At 46.0% G+C, this 22,955-nt stretch carries 21 protein-coding genes and 1 pseudogene; 9 read left to right on the top strand and 13 right to left on the bottom strand.

All coding sequences use genetic code 11. The annotated features are described in order from the left end of the window. Positions 1 to 17: 17 nt before the first annotated feature. From BBR47_RS04175 to BBR47_RS04165, 3 genes are all read left to right on the top strand, one after another. Positions 18 to 1,088: an SMI1/KNR4 family protein gene (locus BBR47_RS04175; protein WP_012684501.1), complete on the top strand. Its 1,071-nt coding sequence runs from the start codon at positions 18 to 20 to the stop codon at positions 1,086 to 1,088. A gap of 167 nt (positions 1,089 to 1,255) precedes the next feature. After that, positions 1,256 to 1,813: an RNA polymerase sigma factor gene (locus tag BBR47_RS04170; RefSeq protein ID WP_012684500.1), complete on the top strand. Its 558-nt coding sequence runs from the start codon at positions 1,256 to 1,258 to the stop codon at positions 1,811 to 1,813. Next, positions 1,810 to 3,555, top strand: a complete 1,746-nt coding sequence (locus BBR47_RS04165; RefSeq protein ID WP_012684499.1) for a DUF4179 domain-containing protein — start codon at positions 1,810 to 1,812, stop codon at positions 3,553 to 3,555. The genes BBR47_RS04170 and BBR47_RS04165 overlap by 4 nt, the downstream gene beginning before the upstream one ends. A gap of 56 nt (positions 3,556 to 3,611) precedes the next feature. Here BBR47_RS04165 and BBR47_RS04160 read toward each other — a convergent pair whose 3' ends face one another. From BBR47_RS04160 to BBR47_RS04120, 9 genes are all read right to left on the bottom strand, one after another. Next, on the bottom strand, positions 3,612 to 4,145 hold the full coding sequence (locus BBR47_RS04160; protein WP_012684498.1) for a GNAT family N-acetyltransferase: 534 nt from the start codon (positions 4,143 to 4,145) through the stop codon (positions 3,612 to 3,614). A 12-nt stretch (positions 4,146 to 4,157) separates the two neighbouring features. Beyond that, the gene (locus tag BBR47_RS04155) at positions 4,158 to 4,775 is read right to left on the bottom strand and encodes a TetR/AcrR family transcriptional regulator (protein WP_012684497.1); all 618 of its coding nucleotides are present in this window, start codon (positions 4,773 to 4,775) and stop codon (positions 4,158 to 4,160) included. Between the two features lie 157 nt (positions 4,776 to 4,932). Further along, positions 4,933 to 5,457, bottom strand: coding sequence for a DUF6933 domain-containing protein (locus BBR47_RS04150; RefSeq protein WP_050763816.1), 525 nt, complete (start codon positions 5,455 to 5,457; stop codon positions 4,933 to 4,935). Beyond that, positions 5,454 to 8,657 (bottom strand): hybrid sensor histidine kinase/response regulator, encoded by a 3,204-nt coding sequence (locus BBR47_RS04145; protein ID WP_012684496.1) that lies wholly within the window; start codon positions 8,655 to 8,657, stop codon positions 5,454 to 5,456. Before BBR47_RS04145 ends, BBR47_RS04150 begins: the two co-directional genes overlap by 4 nt. Before the next feature lie 48 nt (positions 8,658 to 8,705). Beyond that, positions 8,706 to 9,854 carry an ABC transporter permease gene (locus BBR47_RS04140; RefSeq protein ID WP_012684495.1) on the bottom strand — a complete coding sequence of 383 codons (1,149 nt, stop codon included), beginning with the start codon at positions 9,852 to 9,854 and terminating at the stop codon, positions 8,706 to 8,708. Next, positions 9,851 to 10,981, bottom strand: a complete 1,131-nt coding sequence (locus tag BBR47_RS04135) for an ABC transporter permease (protein ID WP_012684494.1) — start codon at positions 10,979 to 10,981, stop codon at positions 9,851 to 9,853. Before BBR47_RS04135 ends, BBR47_RS04140 begins: the two co-directional genes overlap by 4 nt. A gap of 15 nt (positions 10,982 to 10,996) precedes the next feature. Next, positions 10,997 to 11,935 (bottom strand): ABC transporter ATP-binding protein, encoded by a 939-nt coding sequence (locus BBR47_RS04130; RefSeq protein ID WP_012684493.1) that lies wholly within the window; start codon positions 11,933 to 11,935, stop codon positions 10,997 to 10,999. A 117-nt stretch (positions 11,936 to 12,052) separates the two neighbouring features. After that, positions 12,053 to 13,168 (bottom strand): sensor histidine kinase, encoded by a 1,116-nt coding sequence (locus BBR47_RS04125; protein ID WP_012684492.1) that lies wholly within the window; start codon positions 13,166 to 13,168, stop codon positions 12,053 to 12,055. 16 nt (positions 13,169 to 13,184) lie between these two features. After that, the gene (locus tag BBR47_RS04120; protein WP_012684491.1) at positions 13,185 to 13,886 is read right to left on the bottom strand and encodes a response regulator transcription factor; all 702 of its coding nucleotides are present in this window, start codon (positions 13,884 to 13,886) and stop codon (positions 13,185 to 13,187) included. Positions 13,887 to 14,150: 264 nt separating this feature from the next. Here BBR47_RS04120 and BBR47_RS04115 point away from each other — a divergent pair, with 264 nt between their 5' ends. From BBR47_RS04115 to BBR47_RS30775, 5 genes are all read left to right on the top strand, one after another. After that, a complete protein-coding gene (locus BBR47_RS04115; RefSeq protein ID WP_012684490.1) occupies positions 14,151 to 14,936 on the top strand; it encodes a class I SAM-dependent methyltransferase in 786 nt (261 codons plus the stop codon). 146 nt (positions 14,937 to 15,082) lie between these two features. Continuing rightward, a complete protein-coding gene (locus tag BBR47_RS04110) occupies positions 15,083 to 15,694 on the top strand; it encodes a TetR/AcrR family transcriptional regulator (RefSeq protein ID WP_012684489.1) in 612 nt (203 codons plus the stop codon). A gap of 22 nt (positions 15,695 to 15,716) precedes the next feature. Next, complete coding sequence (locus BBR47_RS04105) at positions 15,717 to 17,015, top strand: MFS transporter (protein WP_012684488.1); 1,299 nt, start codon at positions 15,717 to 15,719, stop codon at positions 17,013 to 17,015. A gap of 101 nt (positions 17,016 to 17,116) precedes the next feature. Beyond that, complete coding sequence (locus BBR47_RS04100; RefSeq protein ID WP_012684487.1) at positions 17,117 to 17,977, top strand: copper amine oxidase N-terminal domain-containing protein; 861 nt, start codon at positions 17,117 to 17,119, stop codon at positions 17,975 to 17,977. Between the two features lie 339 nt (positions 17,978 to 18,316). Then, positions 18,317 to 18,556, top strand: a complete 240-nt coding sequence (locus tag BBR47_RS30775; protein ID WP_155801070.1) for a hypothetical protein — start codon at positions 18,317 to 18,319, stop codon at positions 18,554 to 18,556. On the opposite strand, the gene BBR47_RS04090 is transcribed toward BBR47_RS30775, so the two are convergent. The 4 genes and pseudogenes from BBR47_RS04090 to BBR47_RS04075 all read right to left on the bottom strand — a co-directional run. Continuing rightward, complete coding sequence (locus BBR47_RS04090; protein ID WP_012684484.1) at positions 18,515 to 19,390, bottom strand: radical SAM/SPASM domain-containing protein; 876 nt, start codon at positions 19,388 to 19,390, stop codon at positions 18,515 to 18,517. The two genes, BBR47_RS30775 and BBR47_RS04090, sit on opposite strands and share 42 nt — an antisense overlap. 103 nt (positions 19,391 to 19,493) lie before the next feature. Continuing rightward, entirely contained in the window at positions 19,494 to 20,069 is a 576-nt protein-coding gene (locus BBR47_RS04085) for a GNAT family N-acetyltransferase (RefSeq protein WP_012684483.1), read from the bottom strand. Between the two features lie 119 nt (positions 20,070 to 20,188). Continuing rightward, a complete protein-coding gene (locus tag BBR47_RS04080) occupies positions 20,189 to 20,851 on the bottom strand; it encodes a CPBP family intramembrane glutamic endopeptidase (protein ID WP_012684482.1) in 663 nt (220 codons plus the stop codon). Positions 20,852 to 20,995: 144 nt separating this feature from the next. Further along, a pseudogene (locus BBR47_RS04075) lies at positions 20,996 to 21,307 on the bottom strand (nucleoside transporter C-terminal domain-containing protein); the annotation flags it as partial. A 319-nt stretch (positions 21,308 to 21,626) separates the two neighbouring features. On the opposite strand from BBR47_RS04075, the gene BBR47_RS04065 reads away from it, so the two are divergent. After that, positions 21,627 to 22,952 carry an esterase-like activity of phytase family protein gene (locus BBR47_RS04065; RefSeq protein WP_231850553.1) on the top strand — a complete coding sequence of 442 codons (1,326 nt, stop codon included), beginning with the start codon at positions 21,627 to 21,629 and terminating at the stop codon, positions 22,950 to 22,952. Positions 22,953 to 22,955: the final 3 nt, after the last annotated feature.

Below are 22,955 nucleotides of genomic sequence, written 5' to 3'. Positions count from 1 at the left end.
TTGAGGTGCTAGACAGGATGAAAGATACCGCCCCCAAAAGCGCGTTTATTACAAAGGTTGAAGAAATGCTGGATCAATACCACAGCCTCTATGACGGAAATTGTCCGTATGTTTTGAATGAACGATTGACATTAGAGCAAATCGAACAGTTCGAATCCTCGGCTCACATAGTATTACCGCAAGACTACAAAGATTTCCTGCTCTACATCGGAAATGGCGGGAAACATGCCAAACAGTTCCCCTTGTCCTTGTCACATGCAATGGGGTGTTTGGAAGAAAGCTTACAAAAAACTGTTGGCTTAGAATATATGAGTCTCCCCTTTTCCTTGGATAAATGCAACCGTTGCTTTGACGATGATTTAGACGAAACAGAAGACGATACGATTACGGACGATGAATATGATCAGATGATTACGGAGGCACTTCACGGTACCATCACCTTACATAACGATGGTTGCGGGTATTTTATTGTCATGATTGTATCAGGTGAGCTTGCCGGAAAGCTGTACTACATCGATACCTGTAATGGACAGGGGACACGTTTCGTCAGTGATTCATTTGCAGCGTATTATCTCAAATGGCTCAATCAGCAGATGACCCGTAGATTGGCCTACTTGGAACAAAACGACAAGTTTGAATGCGTCATTACCGATGTGAAGCTTGGCGGAAATGTTAGGGATTTGCACGTACGCAAGCTAAATAATGACTTTTTGTTTCAGTTTGAATATTTTTGCCCGGGTGATTTCATGCTTGAGGGGGGATATTCAGAGTATACCAAGGTCAACGATCACCTTGTTGTCTCCCTCTACATGGAACATGTATCATTTAGTGCTTTAGAGCTGACCCAACTGGATAATAGTATGGAACCATCCCTTAGCCATATTGGAGATCGCTCCTTGCACGAGGTCATCGGGCGTGTAAACAGATTATTTACGCACGATATTGGCGGAAATCACTTCCCACTGTATGTAGAAGGATTGGAGCAAGAGATTTTGATTAAAGGTGCAAAGGATATAGCTGTTTCCGTCGGCGATGTTTATAAAATTCGAGGACGGTTGAGTGGCGAGGTTTATCGGATTACACGGTAAAATGGAAAGAGGATGCCCTTCTAGCGAGTGAAGAACGGCATCCTCTTCCTATGCCATTTTCTTTTTTTATAAAAAAGTTTGAGAGGGGTTTTCCCTTCTTGTCGTCTATAGTAGTGAACAGCAAAACGGAAAGCTGCGCAGCACCTTTTTGCAAGGAGGTAACAAACATGCAGGACGATCGAGAGGTCATTGCGGAGGTTCTTCAAGGAAATAAAGAGGCTTATGCTCTGATCGTCAATAAATACAAGGGAAAAATCGCTTCGATTCTCCAGCGCACGCTCCATCATTCTCATGATGCCGAAGACATGGTGCAGGAGGTTTTTATCAAGGCGTACTACAGTCTGCCAGATTATAAACCCAATTGCTCCTTTTCTGCCTGGCTGTATCGAATCGCGATCAATCGCGGGATTGACGAGCTGCGAAAAAGAAAGCGGATGCCTTCCGTAACGGAGATGGATGTCGAGGTCAAAGACGAATGTCCGATCCCAGAGGAAGATTATCTGGAAAAAGAACAGCGTCATGCTTTGCGACAGCAGATGATGACACTGGACAAGAACCATAGGGCGATTCTCGATTTGCATTATCTTCAGCATTTAAGCTACCGAGAGATCGGGAACAAACTATCTTTGTCCGTAGATACCGTGAGAATGCGCCTTTCCTATGCCAGGAAAAAGCTGCGAGACCAGCTAAGCAAGCCGGAGAAAAAAGGGGGCACCTCGCTTTGAATTGCCTTACGCAAAGACAGCTGATCGCCTACATGGAAGATCGTTTAACGCCAGTGAACAAACGAAATGTCGAAAGTCATCTCGATCATTGCACACACTGCCAGCACCAGCTGGAGCAATGGATCGATGAGCTGCACCAAACAGAAGAAACGATGTGGAAAAACTCCCTCTCACCAAATATGGATCAAAAGATTATTCAGATGCTCTCCCCTCATCCCGTGAGAGTATTGAACCCTGCAACCCCTTCACATCAACCACCCGCGTGGAAACAAAGGAGTATCACGATCATGAAAAGAATGACGCTTGCCGCCGCTGCATTAACCATCGTCGTCTCGGGAGGAATGCTCGTCTCCCCGACCTTTTCCAGTTATGTCCATGCTGCTTTTACGAACAGCCCGATTGGCAAGGCTGATCCTGTAGCACCTGTGAGCAATAGCTTCCTGCAAAAATTAGCGGACAAAGGAATTGCTCAAGCAGCCAAGAATGGATTCGCGCAGTCCGTTGATGTAAGTGCGACCGATCAAGGCCTCACTTTTACCGTGCATGAAGTGGTGGCTGACCCGCTGCGTATTAGCATAGCAGCTTCTTTAAAAGACAAGAACGGCAAGGCATTAGACAGCTTTATGTCGGAAATGGTGAGTAGATCTAACAAAGAGCCACTTATCATCATCAAAGACAAACAAGGAAACATCCTTATACCCTCTAAGGAAAAAAATGCTCAATACCCCAATAAACAATGGGATCATTCCATGTTTGTCGATAATGGTGTTATGATCTTGGATCGCGAGCTGCGAAGCTATTTTGATGATGTAAACAAGGTGCCAGACGAGCTGATCGTAGAGTTTAACATTAAGCAACTAGATGACATCAAGGGGAACTGGAAGCTGTCCGTACCTGTCGATATGAAAAAAGCCAAAGCAGCAATGAAGACACATGAAATTAACAAAGCCTACACGACCCCACAAGGACTCAAGCTGAACGTCAAACAAATTACGTTTGCGCCAAGCGGAGTGGAGATGGTCATTGATCGAGCCCTTGCTGCTAACGAGAATAACGCATACAGCTATGAGCTGGTGAACGACAAGGGCACAGCGGTCGCTGCTTGGGATTCGACTGCGGTTATTTATGAAGCCAACAAAAGAAGTAATGTGATCAGGGATGTGAAATGGGAGCATACCCACTCCACCGAAAGTGGAGCAAGAGACTTCCATTACTTCTATCCCATTGACGAAAGCCAAAATCTCACCTTCAAGCTCGGATCTGTTTATACAGAGGAAGCGGCTGCTTTAACCGCGAAATTGGACACCAATCGCCTCGAAAAGAAAGAAGTCATTACAGCGAAAGACCAGGGAGATCAGTTTACTTTCAAAAAATATCAAAAGGATCCAAACGCAGTCGTTGATTTTGAAGGCTATGACGGCCATCACCGCGTGAACGACGATGGGACTACCACAAAATTGGAAGGCTACGATCTGGCATTCGAGGCAACTCTCTCTCCAGATACTGCCGCTATGGGTCCCTACCAATACTGGACCATTACAGACGAGACAGGGAAAAAGTACGAAGACATCGACTACTTAATCAATAAGACTGAGTATAAAAATGATCGGGCGATTTTTGAAGGAACGATCTTCTTAAAAAACCTCACAACCCTTCCAAAGCAATTGATCATTACTACCGAGAAACGAATGGTTGAACACAAAAATGTAGAGTGGGAAGTACCGATTTACGCCGGAAAATAAGAGCTCTTCATACGCAAAAGGCTGGTGGTACCCTTCGTATCGCCAGCCTCTTTTTTTCACGAGATATATTCCTCCTGCAAAATCCCCATGTGCACGAGATCATGCCATTTTCCTTCTCGAAACAAAAACTGCCGCGAAATCCCCTCTTGCTTGAATCCGAGCCTATCATACAGCTTTATGGCTTTTTCGTTAAAGGAAAAGACACGCAACGATACCCGATGCAGATTCATTTCCAAGAATGCATAATCCAGCAGCAGCTTCAGCGCTTCTCGTCCATACCCCTTTCCCCAATACTCCTTCTCCCCAATATCGATGATGCACTCCGCATTGCGGTTTTTCAGGTCGATTTGGATGAGAGAGGTAATCCCGATCGGTCGATTGGTTTGGCTGTCTACGATCATGTAGCTCTTCGAGGCGCTCGCATGCAGAATGACCTGATTCACAAACCCGTTCGTATCTTCCCACGTATAGACGTCCATGGACGGATTCGTTGTCCGCATGATTTCTTCGTCATTTCTCCACCTGTGGTAGACGTCCACGTCCTCCCCCGTCATTTTTCTCAAATAAATTCTCTCTGTTTGAAATAACATTCGTACCCCTCCTTATTGAGTCGGTCCCAGCATCGCTCTCAAAGAAAACAACAGTGCTTCCATCTGCACAGACACCTTCGTTTTCTCTGGGCCCAAATGCGCGGTATCCAGCATCAGTCCATCGATAACCGAGATGAGATAGCGAGCGATCACCTCAGGTGGTAGCTGTGGCTTGAACTCACCTGTCTCTGTCCCATGCGCGAAGAAAGCTGTCAACACGTCGACCAATTTTTCATAGCGAGTCGTGATGTATGGATAGCTCTGTTGCTTTTGCTGATCCTTCAGTGACAGGAAAAACTCTGAGTTGGCTTTGGACAGTGTTTGATCGATTTTCTCGATCTCGCCCTGTTGCTTGTTCACCCATTTGATGATTTGCTGCCAAGACTTTTCGCCAGCAACAGGCGCGAAAAATTGTGTATCCTGTTGATCCTTGAATTGCAGCAGCTCTAAATATAAGTGCTCCAGATTATCAAAGTAGGCATACAAGGCTCCTCGTGATACGCCTGCCTCGTCCATGACGTCTTGCATGGTGGCCCGTGTATAGCCTTTTGTGATAAACACACGTTTTGCCGCTTGTAGCAGTTCGATTTTCTTTTTGTTTTTGTATTCGTCGCTTACTTTTGGGGCCATGGGATTTTGGGTCTGCCTCCTTTGAGCAAAATATACATGAGTGTCGTTTTTATTCGTAACAAAATTATAAACGACATCGTTGTCGTTTTTCAATAAATAAAAAAGAAAAAGCACCCTATCTACTCATGAGAGTATGTGGATGCTCGCCGTTCTTCCGTTATGTGTTAACCATCGATAAATTTTCTAACGCGTGTTGCATCGCATCGCGTGGAAATATTTGCGGTAATTTAGACATGGGATATTGATTCGACAGTCGATTGATTTGATTCAATTCCTCTTCACCGATTTGCCTTATGTTATTATCCATATCGTATCTTGCCAGCAAAATCATGTCGTTTAGTTGACTAATAATGCTTCTGTCACTTGTCTGTGTGAAAGTAGCCTCACTAGCATGGTGCAAATACTTCTGAATTAACGATTGCTCTATGCCATCCGCAATTAGATTCTCAGCGATTTTTTCCAAAAAGATTTGATCGAATCTTATAAAGTCCGCTTTCTTTAACCCATAGATGATAAAATTGTACCTGGTCACATTATTCATCACCGCTACACATTTCCTGCGATTCAGTAAAATAATGTGAGCATGCCACCTGTATAATGGCTCTGAAACCATTTTCTCTTTATCGGATAATGTTACAGGTAGTTCCTCTGCAAGCTTTTTGGTGCATTGGATGGCAATCATGCCTGTTCACCTCGATGTTTTTCAGTTAACGCCTGATCCGGTATCACAAACGACACCGTCGTTCCCTCCCCCGGCTTACTCGTGATGGCCAAGCCCTTCCCATACATTTGCGTCAGTCTCCGATTCGTGTTGGACACGCCAATTCCGCCTCTTTCCTTCTTCGACAGGTCAAGAATTTGCCGCACAGTCGCTTCCTCCATCCCGATACCGTCATCCTTCACCTCAAAAAGCGTGGCGTTCTTTTGCCGGACGATGCGGATATGGAGAGTTCCCCCCTCTATTTGGGTAAGAAGACCATGGTTGATTGCATTCTCCACTAACGGCTGAATGGTCAGTGGCGGGATGAGAAGATCGATACCAGGCTCAACCTCCCACACGATCTGTAACCGCCCGCCAAATCGTTCCTTTTCAATGTAAAGATACGCTTGGACGAGCTCCAGCTCATGGGAGAGTGCTACTTGTTTTCCTGTATTCAAAAAGTCAAAGCTGATATGCAAGAAGGCGGTAAATGCATCCCCGAGTTTACGCATCTTCTCCGTATCAATGTCACTCAACGCCATAATCGAGCTAAGTGTGTTGAACAAGAAGTGCGGGTGAATCTGCGCCTGCAAGTAGGCAGCCTCCATACGCAGTCGTTCATCGACGGTTTGCTTGAGTGTCGTCAACGACCAGACGCGGTATTTCAGCTCCATGCCATCGACTGGTTTGCAAACATAGTCATTCGCACCAGACAAATACCCGGTGTATACATCCTCAGACTGGCTGCGCGCCGTTAAGAGCAAGATCGGAAGCTCTGAAACAGAGAAATGCTCCCTAACCCTTTGCGTCAGCTCATAGCCCGACATATGGGGCATCATGACATCGATAATAAGCAAATCCCACTGCTCTGTAAAAAGCAGATCGAGCGCGTCTCTTGGCGATGCGCACGTAGTGATTTGATAATGCGAGGAGGAGAGCATTCGGTCCAGCACCCTTAAGTTAACCGGGTCGTCATCGATCGCCAATATGTTCGCCTTTCTTTCTACAAACGCATGCGCAGCCGTTTGCTGAACAGCCAAGATATCTGGAGCTTCACTCTGCCCCATCTGATTGATAGCCGTCACTTGATTGCTCTTATCTATCTGCTCCACATATTGGCTCTCTGCTGCTTTCATCTCATCTGTACTAACCGCGGGCAGCTCGAAGCGAAATACCGAACCTTTGCCCGGTTCAGAGTCGACTCTCAGCTCACTATCATGCAGCTCTACCAGCTGGGCACAAATAGCAAGACCGAGGCCAATTCCTCCGCCGTCGTTCGTTGCTTGAGCTCCCTGCTCATACGGCAAAAATATACGTGCCTTGGTATGCTCATCCATCCCGATTCCTGTATCGGATACATAGATCGCCACCTGTCCGTCCATGCTCTTAGCCGAAACGACGACAGCTCCTTCTTCCGTGAATTTCAGTGCATTGTGAACAAGATTGAACAGAATCTGGACTAGCCGCTTCTCATCTGCCAAGATTGGCGGGATGGACTCTGGTATGTCCATTTTCAGTTGAACAGACTTGCCTTCTACCATGTAAGTGAGCATGCTGATGATGCCGGAAACAACCGATTGAATATGCAACGGCTTCTTCTGCAACACGATATGCTTGTCCTGCAATCGTACGACATCTAGCAAATCATCCAGTAAATGCGACATTCTGCGGCTGATCGTGATTAAGAGCTCCATATCCTGCGTGCTCCGGTCACCCATGACATGCTTTTCATTGTTGACGACAGTTTGCGCGATATTCAAGATGCCATGCAACGGCGTCCTCAGTTCGTGCGAGGTATGGGCGAGAAACTGGTCCTTGAGCTTGTCAGCTTCTTTCAATTGCTCCGTTAGCTTTGCTTTTTCCTCTGAATTGCGAAAGAATCGCTTGAACCAGTAAGCAGAAAAACTGACAAGTGCAGCAATCAGGTCGAGCGGATAATACACGTACTTGATATCGATCATTTTATATTCGATAATGGCGGACCATATGACATTGGACAAAATACTCGTTGCAGCAATGAGCAAAAACACAGCGTCATTCTTGTCATACATAAGCATGCGGCTGATTTTGAAAATAAACAAGAATAACGGACCAAAATAAATAATGACTAAAAATGGCGTTCCAGCTAATATATACACCCATTGTGCTGTTCCCAGTATGATGACTGCTGAATAAAGACTGAGCACGGAAAGATATGCCCGAAACGGCTTGGAGTATTCTTTCTCTTCCTGATCAGATAGACTCCTGACCAATAATATCATCAGCAAAGGCTGCCATATGTAAGCGAGCACTTCTACCTTGATCGACCATGTATAATCGATCGGGAGCCAAAGTAACAGCAGATTGTCATAATCAGAAACAGTCTTTATCCCTACGCAGGAAAGTAACAGAAAAAACACCAGAAACTCTTTGTGGCGGGCATTCAATACGTACAGGATGCCGGCATACAAGCCATGAAGCAACAAGATGAGGAAGGTTGTCATCTGGAAGCCGATAGAATACCAACGTTCGGTGTCAATAGCGGCCTGCGACCCGAAGTAAATCGATCTGACGATGCCTCCTTCGATTTGATTATGAAAGTTGGCCGTTCGGACAAGCACTTCAATGACCTTTGCATCACCCGCAATGTACGTAGCCGTGAAGGATGCCTTCTGCGGCGTGTACTCCTCCGCTGTTGTCGCAGGCACTCCGACTCTGGCTACTATCTCTCCGTTAACCTCTACGGTAGAAGATGCTTCCACTTGCGGAACCCATAAGGTGTATGGCTGATTTAGTGGTTGATCGACCAAAATCCGCAAACGGTATGTACCATAGCCATACGGTGAAGGAGAGGCCCTGGAAAAAGCGCTGCTCCAATTGCCAGGTACTTGAAGGTACTGTCGTTCGTCATTCGATGATTGCTTGAAATCTTCATGCGTGATGAAAGAATCAGGGTAAAACTCCCATTCCCCATCCAGTGAAATGGACGGGGAATTTTCAAAGTCCCACCCGCGCATATCAAGAACCCCTTGAATCGCTTGCGGATGATCTGGTGATGCATGAAACGAAAACCAAAACGTTCGAAGACCTAGGAGAAATGCTAAAAACAAGAGAAGAATCACAAGATGCTTACTTATGAGTGCTTTTAAATGACTCCGATTATAGTTGCTTTGCTTTATCATAGTAAGATCATCTTTCGACATGATTCAAATTATCCCTTGTCAAATTGCAGTTCCACAGTCCTATTTTTCTCACACAAACTGCCTACTATCGTTATTCCGCCCAAACCGATAGATGGCGATCAAGGCAAAAACCGTAGCGAATGCGAGCAAAATAGCGATGTTCAAATACAAGCTCCCCAGGCTATACCCTTGTTGAAGCTTATTCACCGCATCGAGCAACCAATGCTGAGGCAAGAATGTTGAAATTTTGCGCACGGTGTCTGGCATGATTTCCATTGGAAAGAAACAGCCGGCCAGGAGGCATGACGGTACAATGATCAGGTTGGAAATCGCTCCAGCACCTGCTCTACTCTTCGCAAAGGCAACGGTCATCAGAGAAAGGGCGATAGCGCCCAGCGCAAACACGAACAACGGCAGAATCATTTGACCATACGAGACGCCTGCATCTATGCCGAAGACGTTTTTCATGACGAGCAAGGTCACGATGATTTGCAGCAGTAAAATAAACAGGTTGACGATAATATTCGAGAATACATAGGATCTGGCCGACATCGGCGAAGAAAGGAGGCGCAAAAAGGTGCGATTCTCTTTTTCTTTTAAAATGATCTCTGACATGTTCACCGCAGAAAACATCATGAACATAATGAGGAATCCAATCGATTGATTCGTCATGCGCGTCACATTTGATGTGTCTTGAAGCGTTACCGTATGGAGCTTGTAGCTTTGCTCGTGGTAGGCCGTATACAGCTTCGTGAACTTTGCCTCATCCGCCTGCGCTGCTTTTCCAATCGCGGCAAGATTGCCGATATAACTATGCAGCATGGCCTTCACGTAGGCAGTTACCTGTTCACCCTTTACGGATACCATATTCAAGTGTGCCGGCGCTCCTTTTCGAACACTAGCAGCATAACCTGACTCGAAAACAATTCCGCTATCCAGCTCACCAGAAACGATTTGTTCACGCATCGTTTGTTCGTCGATGACTGTGACTTTGATAGATTCCAATCTCTCGATAAACCGGATCGTGTCCTGCGTGATCACCTGGTCCCCGTCATGATTGATTATTCCTACATGGATCGTGCCGCTACCTGCATTGCTGTACAGGGTAAGAGACAGTAGAACCCCAGCGATCGGCAAACCCAAGTAAGTGAACCAGCTTTTTTTACTCCGAAACGTCTCCATCAGCGTTTTCCGAATTAGCCATAGCATTTCATTCATACGAAAGCACCCTCCCGTCTGCGCATCGTGATAACAGAAACGATGATGAACGCCGTAGCGATGCTCACATTCATCGCAATCGCAAACCATGCGCCTCTCGTATTGTCTGTGTATATGATTTGCATCAGACCTGTATTCGCCCAGTGAAGGGGAGAGAATTTGGACAGGAGGCCGAAGAAACCAGTTGATTGATCGACGGGAAAATAGGCACCGCCTACAAAGGAAGCGACCTGCGTAAAAATATTGTTGATTGACCTTACCCCTTCGCCTTTGAAAAGAAAGCTGATCCCCAGACCCAGGCTGACCGCAAGCAGCACCTCTGTCAAAAGCACGAGGATCACCATTCCGTAGTGGTTGCCCCAATCTGCTTGGAACACGAACTTGCTGACTACGAACACGACAAGCACGAAGAACAGATTAACGAACGTACTGCCGATAATTTTGCCAGTAAAAATGACACCTTTGCTGACAGGTGCTGCCATTAATCGTGTGGATGTTTTGTTCGTTCGCTCTCCGGTGAACAAATAACTCGCAGAGAACATCGAGTAGAGCGCAACCATGGTCGTCATCGCAATCGCGTAATAGTCGATTGCCCCCGGTTTTTTATTCGGATTCAAGGCCGTTTCATGAATAAAATCATCACGGTGTTCGATACCCTTGACTATTGCCGAACCAGATTCGGGATCTACCTGATAAGCTGCAGATGCGAGCGAGTACCGATCTGCAAAAACGGTTAGCATCCCCGCGAGGATATTGCTTCCTATCGCATTCTTGCTGCTTCCATAAAACTCAATCCCCGCATCGCTGACGACTGCGTACCCCGTATAGCGATCCGCGCGAACTTCCTCCTGCCCATCCATGCCTGAACTTGCTTGCGCGACCTTCACTCCTTTATCATCCAATGCTTTGATAAACGAGTTCCACGCCGTAGACATTTGCGCATTCGTCCCGTTGCTTTTATACAGCAAGCGCATGTCTCCTACAGTCCTCGTATCGTCGAATGCATTGGAAAGGGCGGAGCCTAATATCAGCATCAGGATGACGGGAAGCGCTAGCATAAACATAAACGTTCTTTTTTCGCGAAGGCTGGACTTGATTTCTTTTACAGCGATATTCCATATGTTCATGGCAAAGCCCCTCCTCTAGTCTCGCAAGTTTCGACCGGTTAAGGTCAAGAACACAGTCTCCAGATTCGGCGCTTGCTCTTCAACGGAGCGGATTTCTACCTGATCCTTGATGAATTGTTGAATGATCCGGTTCAGGTTGTTGATCTCCGTTTTCGATACGATTTTGATCGTATTCTCTTCTTGAAGCACCGCATTCACACCAGGAATCGCCTTAATGCCTTCGAGGTTTAATGGTTCATCTGCTCTGACCCCAATCCAAATTTCCTTTGCGTCAGTAATAATCGCTTTTAGCTCCTCTTTCGATCCTTCTGCGATGACTTTTCCATGATCGACAATGGCAATGCGCGTGCAGATTTCTTCGACTTCCTCCATGTAATGGCTCGTATAAATGATCGTGCAGCCCATGTCGTTTAGCTTGCGTACCGAATTCAAGATATAATTGCGCGAATGAGGGTCAATCCCGACAGTAGGTTCGTCCATGATGATCAGCTTCGGCCGATGGGCAATGGCACAAGCGATGTTTAACCGACGCTTCATCCCGCCAGAAAAATTTTTGGGAAAGCTAGTAGCTTTGTCACCGAGGCCTACGAATTCAAGCGCCTCTTCCGTCCGTTCGCGAAGCAGTGATCCACGCAGTCCATACAAACCAGCAAAAAACCTCACATTTTCATAAGCAGTCATATCCTCGTAGATGGCGATATCTTGTGGCACGATGCCGATGTTCATTTTGGCGAATTTGCTGTGCTTATCAATATTTTTCCCCAGCAGGGTAATCTCGCCCTTTGTTACGCGCAACAGGGAGGCGATCATATTGATAGTCGTGCTCTTTCCCGCTCCGTTGGCCCCCAAAAAACCAAAGATTTCTCCTTCACGCACATTCAGAGACATATTGTCGACGGCGACGAAATCACCGAATTTTTTCGTTAACTGACGAATTTCCAATACATGACTCACGTAACTCACTCCCTTCGTGGCTATATCTGCATTGTAATAAAAAAGGATGCCCCTATGTCAGTGCATAAGTTCATCCCTCGGCATATGAGATTTCTCATGTTGTTTCCCATGATTTTTTCATTCGTTGCGATAAGGTAGCAGAGTGGTAACGCTAAAGCCTCGCGTACCGTCTACAATCACTGTTCCACCAGCGGAAGCGGCTCTCTCCTCCATCCCGAGAATGCCAAGCCCTTTTACAACCTTTTCTGCGCCGGTCCCATTGTCTGTAACCACTGCTTTAATGAATGTATTCAGCACCCGTACCTCTAGGGAAATCACTGTCGCCTTCGCATATTTGAGTGCATTCGTGACCGCTTCCGTCGCATTTTGCTGGATGATTTTCCACTGAATCGGTGTAATGACATCGATGTCCCCGTTAAAAGTAAGCGTGGCTGTCACTGTCTCTCTGGCAGACAACTCATCGACAAACAACCGGAGTCGATTGATTCCCAGCTCCTCCGGCCGTGGCTTCACATCCTTGAGTGTCACTCTGATTCGCTCCAGCCCTTCCTTCGATATTGCGATCGCATTGCGAAGTAACTCGGATGCCTTGTCCTGATCAGTCGCCATCAGCAGTCGTGACGCTTCCATCTGAATGAGCGCACCTGCCACTGCATGCCCCACATCATCGTGAATTTGTTGAGAAAGGCGATTGCGCTCCTCCAATTGAATCGTATAGGTTGACTGGCGGAAGTATTCGCTGCTCTCGTTCAAGGAGCGGGTCAAGCTTTGTAAATCCTCCCTCAGCTTCTCCCGTTCTGCCTCCAATCTACGAAGCTTATCAGTTAGCATGCTGCCACACCTATACAGCAAAAAGCTAAGAAAGGCCATTAGTAAATACAAGGGCATCCATTCAGGCAAAACGATGAACAAAGGCAACAGCATACCTCCAAAAACGACCACCCTCTGCTTACTCACCAAGAATACGATCTCCAAAATGTGGACGGGCAAGAGCAACACAAATAACGGGTCCAACACAAGTGTACTTGCTACCACGAACACGATGGATAGTCCCATAAATAATTGCTTATGATTCCTCTTTTTCACAATGAGAATAGTGAGATTACCAGCCAAATACAACAGGTACACAAGAATTTGCCACGGGTCCATTTCAGAAGTGGGGTGAACCAGAAAAGAAGTCACGATGATAAACCCGAGCACCGCTGCCTTATTCGCCATTGTCCATAACTCCATCGGTAGTAACCTCCTTTCAGTCAGACATGTTCGTTTCGCCCGTCAAATAATAGATGGCGATCTGCGTACGGTGTTCAAGCGCCGTTTTATTCAAGATGGAAGTAATGTAATTCGCAACGGTTCCCTCGGAAATAAACAGCTTCTTGGCGATTTCTTTGTTCGATAGCCCTTTGGCGATCTGCTTCATGACGTCGAGCTCCCGTTCCGTAAATAAGCTTTTGTCGATTTTGCTTTCGGTAGGGATGCCTGCTGTCGCTTTGGGAGATGGGGAAGTGGACACGGTATCCGCCGCGTTCCTCCCTGTATTCAGGTTCATTTTGATCTTATCCAGAACGACATCCTGCAGCACATGATGGTTGTTATAGACACTCTTGATGGCATCTCGGATGCGGTTGGGATCATTGTTTTTCAATAAATAACCGCGTGCCCCCGCTTGAATGGCTTCGAGGACAAATTCGTCATCGTCAAACGTGGTCAAAATGAGTGGTTTGACTGTAGTTTCCGTAGTCAGCACACGAGTCGCTTCCACTCCATTCATGTTCGGCATCCGAACGTCCAAAAGCGCGACGTCTACCTCGTTCTGTTTGCAAAACGTCACCGCCTCGACCCCATCCTCCACACTCCCGACTACTTCAAACTCCGCAAAGCTCGTCAGGATGATTTTCATGCCTTCCCGTATAAACGAATTGTCGTCTGCGATCAACACTTTGATTTTCAAAGCAGCTTGCCTCCCGTCGAACAGACCCTCGACCGCATAAAGAGCGGACGTATATTTTTTCCCAATATTACCACTGTCCTGCTTTGCTCCACAATTGTAGAATCTCGCCCCAATGGTTCTTACTTTCCGGTCACACATGGAAAAATTAACACTCCGAAAATATATAGACACCAATCATATGTGTCAGTATGATATATTACCTAAGCCCTCTTACCAACCTATCGGGCTAATTTTTTGAATGGAATACTCTATGGAGGGGAATTTGTGGAAACAGCACAACTAAATAAAACGGCTTGGAACACTGGGGCTTACCAAGCGTGGCTGAAACGCTTTGGAACCCCTGCTGAGGCAGCGGTCAAAATTCAAGAAGACCCCCAAAAGCGAATCGGCAAAGTATATGAGCACATGGGCGACATTCGCGGCAAAAAGATTATTAATTTACTTGGTTCAAATGGAAACAAAGCCGTTGCGCTCGCCTTGCTAGGTGCCGACGTGACTATCGCCGATTTTTCTTCTGAGAATGAGCAGTACGCCAAAGAACTGGCTGCATCCGCCGATGTTGACCTGACTTACATCGTTTCGGATGTATTGCAGCTCCCCCCAGATGTATTGTCTGGTGAGTATGATCTCGTTTTTATGGAATTCGGTATTCTTCATTACTTTTTGGACTTAACCGAATTATTCCAGGTGGTCAACTCGCTCCTGCGAAAAGGCGGCGTGCTCGTCCTCCAAGATTTCCATCCGGTATCTACAAAACTCATCTCCTCACGCGGAACGACTGCGAATATCCGCAAACATAAAGTAACAGGCGATTATTTCGATACCTCGCTTGAGGAAAAGGACATTGCTTTCTCCAAATTCCTCTCGAACGGCACAAATGTCGCTGAATCCAAAGTATTGTTGCGCAATTGGACATTAGGAGAAATTGTTACGGCCATTGCGAGCAAAGGGCTGTGCCTAAAAATGCTGGAAGAGCTACCGAATCTCTCCTCGGAGGTTTTTGATAAGGGAATCCCGAAAACCTTTACGATTATCGCCGAGAAATTATAACGAACATTTGCCATCATCTTATTACATTCCTACTACCGAACAGAGGAGGCTTTCCCTTCTCTTTTTCTTTTGTACACTTATAGACTGACGGTCAGTCATATGGTAATCTTTATCCAACCACTTACTGACAACCGAAGGAGGCGCCGATGAAAAGAATCGTGAAAGACCCCACAACACGGCGAGCAGAAATATTGGAAGCCGCCGGAGAGCTATTTCGAAATCAGGGTTATGTCCATACAACCGTGGATGCGATCATTCAAAAGGTTGGCGTAGCGAAAGGAACCTTTTATTACTACTTCAAATCGAAGGAAGAAATCCTTGAAGCATTTGTCCACTCCATGGTCGATACGCTTTGCGAAGAATATAAAAAAATCGCAGCTGACTCTACCTTACCCGTCATGGAAAAGGTGCGCCAGATGCTGCGCAGCCAAAGCTACCACCTCGATAAGCAAGCCGAATGGATGGAAAGCTTGCATCGCCCTGAAAACAGAGAGCTTCACGAGCGCCTGAACATCGCCATTATCTTAAAAATTGCTCCTGTTCTTGCGCAAGTCATTGAACAAGGAAATAAAGAAGCTGTCTTTCATGTCGAGAATACTTTGGAGACCGTTCAGTTTCTCCTCGCTGGCTCGCAATTTTTGTTGGAATCAGGCATTTTTCATTGGGAGAAAGAGGAGCAGACAAAACGTCTACAGGCCATGCAGATGATTATTGAACGTTCACTAGGAGCTGCCCCGGGGTCCTTCTCGTTTCTATAATGGATGAAAAGGAGGAAAGACATTGAACGCTCATGATAAAGCCTTTCGCAGATTTCTGATCATTTGGTCAGGGCAGTTGCTTTCTGCTATCGGTAGTGGACTTACCGCTTTTGCCTTGGGTGTCTTTGTTTTTCAGCAGACCCAATCTACCATGAGCTATTCATTCATCATTCTCTTCTCTTTTCTTCCCTCCTTCCTTTTACTCCCCTTTAGCGGGGTGCTGGCAGACAGATTTGACCGCAAGAAAATGATGATCATTGGCGATATTGGCTCCATAGCTGGTATCTTGTTCATCTTTCTTGTCATGCTCTCCGGGCGTATGGAATTATGGCACATCTATTTGGGGGTCGGCATCAGCTCGATCTCTGCCGCTATCCTAAACCCAGCCTATAAAGCAGCCGTCTCCGATCTGGTTTCGGAAGAGATGTACTCACAGGCAAGCGGGCTCATCCAACTGGCAAGCTCCGCTCAATATCTTATTTCTCCACTGATTGCAGGGCTTCTTCTCAGTACTTTTGATATCCAGCTCGTCTTACTTATCGATATGATGACCTTCCTTTTAGCTGTCGGCGCCGTGCTGATGATTATGAAACACGATACCACTCCCCAGAAACATGAAAGACAAAGCTTTTTTCGCGAAATGTCTGAAGCCTTCCGCTATCTCCTTTCAAAGAAAGGCGTTTTCTTGTTCGTTCTGTTAATGTCTGTCGTGTGCTTTTACATCGGGCTGCTGCAATCGCTTTTTGGGCCTATGATGCTGACATTAACCGATTCCAAGACGCTCGGTATCGCCCTCTCTGTATCTGCATCGGGTATGCTCGTCAGCAGCCTGTTGATCGGACTCTTCGGTATGGGAAAGAGAAAGGTATTCATGCTGTCCTTCTCTCTCGTACTTGCTGGCTTGTTTTACGCCTTGATGGGTGTGTTTACTTCCGTTTGGATAATTATGGTTTTTGGCTTCCTCTTTTTCATCACGCTTCCCTTTGTGAACACCAGCCTCGAGGTTCTCATCCGAACGAATGTAGAAAATGAACGACAAGGCAGAGTGTGGTCGATGATCACGGCTATTTCACAAATCGGGTTCGTGCTGGCATTTGGGTTGGCAGGATTTTTGGCGGACCATGTATTCAATCCGTTATTTGATCCAGATCGATTGCTGGGTCAAACGGTCGGTCAGGTCATCGGAACGGGGGCGGGCCGAGGAATTGGCTTTCTGTTTGTCCTCTCTGGCGTACTTGTGGCGCTACTGGGAATCGTAATCGGGCGTGTGAGGAAAATACGGAATTTGGAAGGAATAACACTGAAAGGTAAACATTTGTAAAAATAAAAATATTTCCTCAAAAACTATGCAACCTATTCATATTTTCCTCCGTCTTGAATGTCGAGTTCATGAGACTTACACCTAGAAGGAGGAAGATTCAAATGAAAAAAGCAATATCTACTTCGTTGGTTGCTATTCTGCTCGCAACCAGTGTACCTGCTGCTCTGGCGGCTAACCTGGAGAGCAAAGGAAATGGGAAAGGCAAGCCCGAAGTAAAGGCAGAAGCAAAAGATAAATCGAAAGAAACTTCTGTCAAAGAATCTGATACCGATACAGATAGCGACGATGAGAACTCAACCGAAGCTAGCACAGAAACCAACATCAAAGACGTAAAGTTGAAAAAACAGCTAATCGAGCTTCGCCAAGAGCTCAAGCATACGGCTGAAATCACGGAAGATCAAAAAGCGAAATACGAGCACCTGGTAGCTGATCTGGAAAAAACCACTGACAAGCATGGAGCTTTGGACGTACAGCTTGAGCTTCTTCAGCGCACGTACCAAAAAGGAGACCACACACCCTTCCAAAAGCTTGGAGAACTCCTTGAGGATACAGGCTCGACAGAAGTGAAAGCATTCGTAGATGGAAAACAGGTAAAAGCGGATGTAGCACCGTTTGTAAAGGGTGGAAGAGCTTTGGTGCCTGTGCGTGCGATCAGCTCCGCATTGAAAGCGGAAGTGAACTGGAAGCCAGAGACTCGTAGCGTAGAAATTACGCGTGGCGAAAAATCTATCACGCTGTACCTCGATAAAAAAGAAGCAACTGTAGACGGGAAAACCATCTCTCTGGACACTGCACCTGTCCTGAAAAATGGACGTGTCTTCCTGCCTCTGCGCTTCATCAGTGAACAGCTGAACGCGGAAGTAAAATGGCAAGAAGAAGGCAAAATCGTCATCATTGACGACCTTCAAGCCCCTAAAGAATCCGAGCAGGATACAGACGCCAACGATACATCTACAAAGTAATCCAACAAGAAGTCTTCATTTGGCATAGAAAAAAGATAGTGGTTCTCATTAGCTCCTCTTGGCTATGAGATCCGCTATCTTTTTTATGTTTACCTTTACTTTTGCCCATCAGTTTGTGGGGGATAGCGGCATTCGTCATTTTTCAACGCCTGAAAACAAGCATTTTTCCCCTATAGTTCGTCCAGTCATGTCCAAGCGGCATTCATAAAATATGGTATGAACACGAAGGAGGTGGATGTATGTCTTGTGGTTGTAAGGATCGAGAAAAAAAACACGGGATTGAAAGCGATTGTGATACAGACTTAGACAGGGATTTCGATAGAGACGTGGACGAAGATTTTGAACGCGACCATGATCGTTGTGGTTGTCGCCGCCGCCGTCGTCGTCGCTGCCGGTTTTGTTCCTTCTTCCGTCGCAGGCGTCGCCGCTGTCGTTTTTGTTTCTTCTTCCGTCGCAGGCGTCGCCGCCGTTGTTAGTAGTGAAGTTTTAAAGATGAACGAAACGTCCGAATCATTTGACCCGGACGTTTTGCTTTTTCTACGCTCCAAACCTCTGGCGGTACCCGCATCTTCTACATAATTCCTCGACAGCTTCCCTGCGAGAGAATCCCTCAATCAGATTATTGGCCCGCTCGCCATCCACAATGTCAGTAAACGAGGTCTGATTGATGTTCCCTAGATTAATAACCCCTTCCCCATCGAGACAACACGGCACAACGGTTCCATTTTCGAGAATCGCCGCTTGTGTGCGCAGTCCATGGCAAAAGCCTTTTCCGTCATCTTCAGGCGCTGTTAGACTCGGCCACTGGAATTCGTAATCTTGGTTCAAATAAACGCGGTCATCGATTTTTACCCCACTGCCTGCCACTACTTTCTCTTCAATTCGAAAGTCCAGCCCAAACTCTTTCTCAATTACTTCGAGCGTCTGGCGGTTTCTACTCTTTTGAATGTTCGTAGCGTTATCCTGTGTCAAATTCCACAGACGGAAAGAAAAAATCACCTGATGCTCCTGCGCTTCCCGAACAAATGAAAGAATTTCGCGCAAATAACCTTCACGGTCGGTTGAGCCGATATGTCCGTCAAAGCTGTGAAGTGAGAAGTTCATTTGTCGAAGCGCAGGCTTGCCCAGCAATTTATGCCGATTTTTCGCAATGAGCGTACCATTCGTGGTGATATTGACCTTGAAGCCTTTCTCATGACTGATATCGAGCAGCTCATCAATTTTGGGATGCAGAAGCGGTTCCCCTTTGACGTGCAGGTAAATGTAATCAGTATGCGGTTTGATCTCATCCAGCCTTTTCGCAAAGTCTTCTACTTTAATAAAACTTTTACCGCGTTCCGTTGGCGGACAAAAGGTACAGGCGAGATTGCAAACGCTGGTGATTTCTATATAGACTTTTTTAAAGTTTTTCAAGATGTTTTCCCCATTCCAGATGCCTATGATTGATCATACCCATCATAGTAACATAGGAGGGCTTTTACAGGTAACGGTGTATTCTGGTGGTTTGGACGAAATCTCACGTTCCTTTTTCATAGTCCTCTTTCAGCATTCCGTAAATCTCCAGATCCACAATCCCTTTGCCCGACCACAGCGTTGCTTGTCTAAGCGTTCCTTCCTTCATGAAGCCATTCTTCAACAATACTTTTTTAGAGGTCTCATTCTGAGGCATTACTTCCGCCTGTATTCTGTTGACGTTGACATCCATGAACAAAAAGTGGAGCAATAGGCTTACTGCTTCTGTCGCAACCCCTTTTCCCCAATGTGCTTCGGACAAGAAGTAGCCGATCGTCACCATGTTTACCTTTTGATGAAAGTCGAAAGCTTCCATAATACCAAGCAAGTGATCGGGGTTATCATTGGCGAATATCCCCCATTTGATCTTGGATTTTTTCAAATAGTCTCTCTCAAAATGCCCGATCATGCTTTTCACTGTCGCTTTATTATGCTTGGGGATAATCCCGCAGTATGTAAATACATGGTCATTGCTGTAGATTTCAAATACTTCGTCCAAATGCTGCTCTTCGATTTTCTTCAAGGTGAACCGATCTGATTCTAGAATGGGAAACTGGTTAAACAGTACGTCAACGTTCATGATTTCAGCTCCATCTTTTGATATTCTCTACCTTCTTAATTTTTCCAACAGGGCTCTTTTTCCTTCTTATCCACCTAATAGAAAAAAGGTATGGAAGCTCGCCTCCATACCCGCGTCATTCATTTCAAGAATAGTAGATAAACAGCCATAATCCCTGAATCTGCAAGGACATGACTGACGATTGAACCCATCAGTGAGTTGCTCTTGTCTCGCATATATCCCCAAATCATTCCCGCCAAAAAGACTGGCAAAATCATCGCGATATTATACGGCCAGCTAAACAAAGGAATGATGGAGAGGAAATGATACAGGCTGTAAAACAATGACGTCAGCAAAATCATGGTTCGCTTTGTTCGTCTTCCTTCCAGCTTTTTGAATAAATATCCTCTCCAGTAGATTTCCTCAAGAAACGGATTGATCACGAGCAAAACAAGGATGAGCCAAACGACAAGATTGCCTGAGAAATCCCATTGTACCAATAAATTTTGCAGATCATCCTTATCAAACAAAAAGCTGTGAAAGAAATATCCTGCAACAATCATGGTGAAAAAGAAAAGAAGTCCAGTCCAAATGCCGTGATACATATTGAGGCGGTTGATTCCCAATCCCATTTGCCTGAATGTGTCCCGCCATGTGTTTCCTTTCAAAATGATCATGTCTACAAACGGAACCGCAAACAGCCACCCGTAAAACAGCAAAAACGTGACTGGGACGCTACTCATGACTTGTAATCCCAAAAAGATCATGATCGTTGGCCCTAGAAATAACAGAAAATGCTTCATCGTATCCCCACCAAATCATGGCTTGTTTTAACTATCAAGATTGTAGCGAGGAAGACTAAAAGCGAGTAGTACCAACTTCGCGTAGTACCCAAAAAACGAGGGCATGGATCACTCCAGCCCTCGTCCTTATTTTTACCCACTCACCTAAATGAGCATCCCTGCAATCGCCGCGCTCAACAGATTCGCCAAGGTTGCTGCAACTACAGCACGCAAGCCCATCTTCGCAAGGTTTGATCTTCTTGACGGAGCAAATCCACCCAAGCCGCCAATGACCATAGCCAGCGCAGCCAGATTGGCAAAGCCGCAAAGGGCGAAGCTTATGATCACCACACTTTTTTGCGACAAATTCGCAATCTCAGGTGCAAAAGCCGTGTACGCGACAAATTCGTTGAGGACAATCTTTGGCCCGATGAAAGAACCAGCCTTTAGCCCTTCCTCCCATGGAACCCCGATCATGGGGCTATCCCTTCCGGACGGCCTCCATGTATGACGGCTGAAACCCCTTTGGTCAAGGTAGGTGCCTGAAGCTCCATCCGAAATACATTCAGGGCCTGTCTTTTCCTATCCTCCGCGCAAATATAGATCACGCATTCCATGCCAAACATCGTGGAAACTGTCGGTGGAAACTCCATATTTTCGACTATTCCGAACCTGATAGCAGCATCTTATATTGGTACTTTTTACAAAACAAATATTTTATCTTCATATTTTCCCAATATAGTTCGGGTAGTCTAACAAAAGCGGTTTACTACGTCGTTTTTTCATTCGGAGGGATATGATGAAGATTCATTTTCAAAAGAAAAGCTTGCTGATCGCAACAATCACGGCTCTATCCTTAATCGGAACACAAGGGGCAGGTGCAACTCAAAATGTAACGGAAGCACCCGTTGTAGCCGAAATTCATGAGTGGAAGAATCCTCCTGTTCTCGCTGAAGGTATTAAAGAAGGCGGTTTCTCCGGTCTCGTGCATCTCCCTAATGATCCTCCTTCTATCTTTTATACATTGGCTGACCGTGGACCAAATGGGCAATACGGCAAGGACGAGCTGCGTACGTTCCCTGACCAAAACTACACACCACGCTTGTACAAAATCAAAGTAGAGAACGGAAACATTCATGTTTTGGAAACCATCAAGCTGCATTTGCCACAGGGCAAAATCGATGTTTTTACGAAGACTGCCTATATCAGTGGATTGCCGAACCTCGCTGGCCCTGATGAAGTTCCCTACGATGCGACAGGAACAAAAAAGATTAGTTACGATCCAGACGGTTTGGATTTGGAAGGCATCGCTTACAACCCGGTGGACGATACGTTTTGGTTATCCGACGAATACCGCCCATCCATCATTCAAGTAAAGCGTGACGGCACGATCCTGGGCCGCTATGTACCAAAAGGCTCCAAAGAAGCCTTGGTTGCCGCAGGTGCAAAGATGGAGATTTTTGATACTTTGCCAGCCGTCTATTCCAAACGCATTGCAAACCGTGGCTTCGAAGGTGTCACCATCTCGCCAGACGGCAAGTTCTTGTATACTTCCATCCAAAGCCCGATGGCACTCCCTGATAAAAAGACAGGCGAAGCATCCCGTAATCTGCGTATTTTAAAGATGGATCTCGCTACCAAAAAAATCGTAGGCGAGTACATGTACATCGCAGAGAACGCGAAAGACTTCGTAAAAGTGAAACAGAAAGACGTCGTCATCAGCGACTTGGCAGCACTCAGTCAGGATGTTTTACTGATTGACGAGCGAGACAAAAATGCCGGTACAAACGCACAAATTAAGCGAATTTACAAAGCAGATTTTTCGAAAGCAACCAATTTACTCGGTACACCAACAAGTGAGCATGACTTCGAAAAACTCACCGTCGCCCAAGTGAAAGAAAAAGGAATTGTGCCTGTTTCCAAGGAATTGCTGGTGGATGTAACCAAGCTGAATTATCCGCATGAAAAGCTGGAAGGACTAGCGATTGTGGATAAAAATACGATTGCCATTGTGAATGACAACGATTTCGGCGTTGAAGGCTATGATGAGAAGGGCAAGATTAAAATCAACAGCAATCCAACGCAGATGTATGTGATTAAAGTGGGTAAGGATTTGAAATAAGAA

The sequence above is a fragment of the Brevibacillus brevis NBRC 100599 genome (genome assembly GCF_000010165.1).
Lineage (GTDB): Bacteria > Bacillota > Bacilli > Brevibacillales > Brevibacillaceae > Brevibacillus > Brevibacillus brevis_D.
Note: the sequence above shows the minus strand (reverse complement) of the source record. Positions and strands in the feature narration are given on the sequence as shown.

Coding starts and splice junctions, on each gene's coding strand:
- BBR47_RS04135 (WP_012684494.1), bottom strand. CDS start 10,981: ATGAACATATGGAATATCGCTGTAAAAGAAATCAAGTCCAGCCTTCGC.
- BBR47_RS04155 (WP_012684497.1), bottom strand. CDS start 4,775: ATGGCCCCAAAAGTAAGCGACGAATACAAAAACAAAAAGAAAATCGAA.
- BBR47_RS04145 (WP_012684496.1), bottom strand. CDS start 8,657: ATGTCGAAAGATGATCTTACTATGATAAAGCAAAGCAACTATAATCGG.
- BBR47_RS04065 (WP_231850553.1), top strand. CDS start 21,627: ATGATGAAGATTCATTTTCAAAAGAAAAGCTTGCTGATCGCAACAATC.
- BBR47_RS04110 (WP_012684489.1), top strand. CDS start 15,083: ATGAAAAGAATCGTGAAAGACCCCACAACACGGCGAGCAGAAATATTG.
- BBR47_RS04100 (WP_012684487.1), top strand. CDS start 17,117: ATGAAAAAAGCAATATCTACTTCGTTGGTTGCTATTCTGCTCGCAACC.
- BBR47_RS04150 (WP_050763816.1), bottom strand. CDS start 5,457: ATGATTGCCATCCAATGCACCAAAAAGCTTGCAGAGGAACTACCTGTA.
- BBR47_RS04085 (WP_012684483.1), bottom strand. CDS start 20,069: ATGAACGTTGACGTACTGTTTAACCAGTTTCCCATTCTAGAATCAGAT.
- BBR47_RS04170 (WP_012684500.1), top strand. CDS start 1,256: ATGCAGGACGATCGAGAGGTCATTGCGGAGGTTCTTCAAGGAAATAAA.
- BBR47_RS04080 (WP_012684482.1), bottom strand. CDS start 20,851: ATGAAGCATTTTCTGTTATTTCTAGGGCCAACGATCATGATCTTTTTG.
- BBR47_RS04125 (WP_012684492.1), bottom strand. CDS start 13,168: ATGGAGTTATGGACAATGGCGAATAAGGCAGCGGTGCTCGGGTTTATC.
- BBR47_RS04160 (WP_012684498.1), bottom strand. CDS start 4,145: ATGTTATTTCAAACAGAGAGAATTTATTTGAGAAAAATGACGGGGGAG.
- BBR47_RS04175 (WP_012684501.1), top strand. CDS start 18: ATGAAAGATACCGCCCCCAAAAGCGCGTTTATTACAAAGGTTGAAGAA.
- BBR47_RS04140 (WP_012684495.1), bottom strand. CDS start 9,854: ATGAATGAAATGCTATGGCTAATTCGGAAAACGCTGATGGAGACGTTT.